4 protein-coding genes and 1 pseudogene are annotated in these 3,579 nt (G+C 61.2%); 2 read left to right on the plus strand and 3 right to left on the minus strand.

The genetic code is table 11. The annotated features are described in order from the left end of the window. Together EN925_RS28145 and rpoZ are read right to left on the minus strand one after the other, a co-directional pair. A partial coding sequence (locus EN925_RS28145; RefSeq protein ID WP_164894437.1) for a RelA/SpoT family protein occupies positions 1–1,283 on the minus strand: 1,283 nt, incomplete at its 3' end. 128 nt (positions 1,284–1,411) lie between these two features. Beyond that, a complete protein-coding gene (gene rpoZ / locus EN925_RS28150; protein ID WP_013532591.1) occupies positions 1,412–1,813 on the minus strand; it encodes a DNA-directed RNA polymerase subunit omega in 402 nt (133 codons plus the stop codon). Between the two features lie 323 nt (positions 1,814–2,136). On the opposite strand from rpoZ, the gene EN925_RS28155 reads away from it, so the two are divergent. Both EN925_RS28155 and EN925_RS28160 read left to right on the plus strand, forming a co-directional pair. Next, positions 2,137–2,718: an NYN domain-containing protein gene (locus EN925_RS28155; RefSeq protein ID WP_010915096.1), complete on the plus strand. Its 582-nt coding sequence runs from the start codon at positions 2,137–2,139 to the stop codon at positions 2,716–2,718. An 11-nt stretch (positions 2,719–2,729) separates the two neighbouring features. Beyond that, positions 2,730–3,386 carry a uracil-DNA glycosylase gene (locus EN925_RS28160; protein ID WP_024503072.1) on the plus strand — a complete coding sequence of 219 codons (657 nt, stop codon included), beginning with the start codon at positions 2,730–2,732 and terminating at the stop codon, positions 3,384–3,386. Positions 3,387–3,403: 17 nt separating this feature from the next. On the opposite strand, the pseudogene EN925_RS40935 reads toward EN925_RS28160, so the two are convergent. Then, positions 3,404–3,579, minus strand: a pseudogene (locus tag EN925_RS40935) (lysozyme); the annotation flags it as partial.

The raw sequence follows: 3,579 nt of genomic DNA on the forward strand, positions 1-3,579 counted from the left end.
ACGCAGGTGTCGCCGACATCGGTGTGCACCGCATAGGCGAAGTCGATCGGTGTCGCGCCGCGCGGCAGCGCAATCAACATGCCTTTCGGGGTGAAGCAGAACACCTGGTCCTGGAACAGTTCCAGCTTGGTATTTTCGAGGAAATCCTCAGGGTTGTCGCCTTCGGCAAGCTGCTCGATGGTGCGGCGCAGCCAGGCGTAGGCGTTGGTTTCCTTTGAAATCGCGTGGGCGGCGCCATTCGTCTTGCCGCCGGTATCCTTGTAGATCGAATGGGCGGCGACGCCGTATTCGGCGATCTTGTTCATCTCTCGGGTACGGATCTGCAGCTCGACACGCTGGCGCGACGGGCCGACAATGGTGGTGTGGATCGAGCGGTAGTCGTTCTGTTTCGGCGTCGAGATGTAGTCCTTGAAGCGACCCGGCACCATCGACCACGCGGTGTGGATGGCGCCAAGCGCCCGGTAGCAGTCCTCGACCGTGTCGACGACGACGCGAAAGCCGAAGATGTCAGAGAGCTGCTCGAAGGACAGCGCCTTGGCCTCCATCTTGCGGAACACCGACCACGGCTTCTTCTGCCGGCTCTTTACGCTGGCGTTGATCGCATGCTTCTCGAACAACGTGGACAGTGCCTTTTCGATGTCCGTCAGCACGCCCTTGTTGCGTTCGAAGATTTCGGCAAGCCGTGCGGTGACGGCGCGATAGGCTTCAGGATTAATGAAGCGGAAGGCGATCTCCTCCAGCTCTTCACGCATGCCTTGCATGCCCATGCGCCCGGCCAGCGGTGCGTAGATATCCATCGTCTCCTCGGCGATGCGCAGGCGCTTGGCCTCCGGCATGTGGTCGAGGGTGCGCATATTGTGCAAACGATCGGCGAGCTTGACCAGCAGCACGCGGACATCTTCCGAAATCGCCAGCAGAAGCTTTCTCAGGTTTTCCGCCTGCTCGGCCTTCTTCGAGACCAGATCGAGCTTCTTCAACTTGGTCAGGCCCTCGACCAGCTTGCCCATTTCGGGGCCGAACAGATCGTCGATCTCGGCCCGCGTGGCGGTCGTGTCCTCGATGGTGTCGTGCAGCAGGGCGACCGCGATCGTCGCCTCGTCCATATGCATTTCGGTGAGGATGGCGGCGACTTCGAGCGGATGCGAGAAATACGGATCGCCGGAAGCGCGCTTCTGGTGGCCATGCTTCTGCATGGCATAGACATAGGCCTTGTTGAGCAACGCCTCGTTGACGTCAGGCTTGTAGCGCTGGACGCGCTCGACAAGCTCATACTGACGCATCATGGGCGGAATCTCGCGGTGCTGAAATGATTGATGCGCCGCACTAGCGTACGGCGCATCCCATAGATAGCCACGAAACTGACTGGACGGAAGTGCCGGAAACGTATTCCAGGCAGGTCCAGAACGCTGGCTTAGTAGTCGTCGCTCTTTTCCGGCGGCACCAGGCCCTCGATGCCGGCCAGGAGGTCTTCCTCGGTCATCCGGTCGAAGGTGATGTTCTCCTCGGCGTCGTCGGCGTCGGTGGCGGCAACGGCGGTGCCGGTCTGATCGGCAATCGCCTCGCCATCGGCCTCGGGCTCGTCGACCTCGACATGCTTCTGCAGCGAATGGATCAGATCTTCCTTGAGGTCGTCGGGCGACAGCGTCTCATCGGCGATCTCGCGCAGCGCCACAACCGGATTCTTGTCGTTGTCACGCGGCACTGTGATCGGCGCGCCCTGGCTGATCTGCCGGGCACGATGGCCGGCAAGGAGCACCAACTCGAAGCGGTTGTCGACCTTGTCGATGCAATCTTCAACGGTTACGCGGGCCATGGATTGCCCCTTTCATGCGATGGATTTGATGGAAAACAGGCGCGGTCCATAACCCGAACGCCGCCAAAATACAAGCATCATGGCAATGGCTGGGTTGCATGGCGCCCAAACCTTGGTTCAAACACCCGATTTGGCAAAACCAGTCTGTGCTATGTGTTCGGTGTCCCGATCACAATTGCTTGCAGTGCCGCACGCGCCCTTGGATTGCCGCGAAACTGGCGCTATCTCGGATGGCATAGAGGTCAGCCGGTTTATTATGAGCCTGACCGAACGCTATCGCATTTGGTTTAGACGGGTGTTTATTTCGAGAAGGAATATTTTCCATGTTCGACCCTCGTGAAAAAATCGCCCTATTCATCGACGGCGCCAATCTCTACGCGACGTCGCGCGCGCTCGGCTTCGACATCGACTACCGCAAGCTTCTGTCGAGCTTCCAGAAGCGCGGCTATCTGCTGCGCGCCTATTATTACACGGCGCTGGTCGAGGATCAGGAATACTCCTCGATCCGTCCACTGATCGACTGGCTCGACTATAATGGCTTCAAGGTGGTCACCAAGCCGGCCAAGGAATTCACCGACTCGACCGGCCGCCGCAAGATCAAGGGCAATATGGACATCGAGCTCACCGTCGATGCGCTGGAACTCGCCGATGTCGTCGACCACTACGTCATCTTTTCCGGCGACGGCGATTTCCGCACATTGGTCGAGGCATTGCAGCGGCGTGGCCGCAAGGTATCGATCGTCTCGACCATGGCCTCGCAGCCGCCGATGATCTCCGACGATCTGCGCCGCCAGGCCGACCATTTCATCGACCTGACGACGCTGAAGAACGAGGTTGGCCGTGACCCGTCCGAGCGCCCGGTGCGCAGGCCCGAGCCGGCCGAAGTCGACGAGGACGATTATTGAGGCCGGTCGCCTTGACCGTGCTTTCCGCCTCCGAACCCGGCCGCGATTGCCCGCTCTGCCCAAGGCTGCATGACTTCATCGCCGAGTGGCGGCAGCGCGAGCCGTCCTGGTTCAATGCGCCGGTGCCGACTTTTTTACCACCCGAGGGTGACGCGGCGGTTCAGTTGCTGATCGTCGGGCTGGCGCCTGGCCTGCGCGGTGCCAATCGAACGGGCCGCCCGTTCACCGGCGACTATGCCGGCGACCTGCTCTACTCGACGATGATTTCGCACGGTTTTGCGCGCGGAGAGTTCAAGGCGCGGCCAGATGACGGATTGGAGCTGGTCGGCACCGCGATCACCAACGCGGTGCGCTGCGTGCCGCCGGAGAACAAGCCGGTGGGCGCTGAGATTGCCACCTGCCGGACATTCCTGGTGCCGACGATCGCCAGGTTCCCGAATCTGCGCGCCGTGCTGGCACTGGGATCGATCGCGCATCAGTCGACGGTGCGGGCGCTGGGCGGGCGCGTCGCCGCCTATCCGTTCAAGCATGGCGGGCAGCTGCCGGCCGGCAGCATCACGCTGTTTTCGAGCTATCATTGCTCGCGCTACAACACCAACACCGGTGTGCTGACCGAAGCGATGTTCGTTAGCGTTTTCAGCCAGATAGCGGCGTTCCTGCGGAAATAGAGTCGGGCGCCAGCGGATCAGCTTGATGGCGCAAACAGTGCAGCCAGCACCGCCGGCCCACCCTTCAGCACGTTCATATCGACATCGCCATTGATGCCGTCGACGCGACCCCTGTTGTGGTACTGCCAGTAGACCCAGTCGTCGCGGTCCGGCTCCAGGAGCAACGAGCGGAGCCAGAGCGGACGGGCAGCAA

It is taken from the genome of Mesorhizobium sp. M7A.F.Ca.US.006.04.2.1 (genome assembly GCF_004022915.1).
Taxonomy (GTDB): Bacteria; Pseudomonadota; Alphaproteobacteria; order Rhizobiales; family Rhizobiaceae; genus Mesorhizobium; species Mesorhizobium ciceri.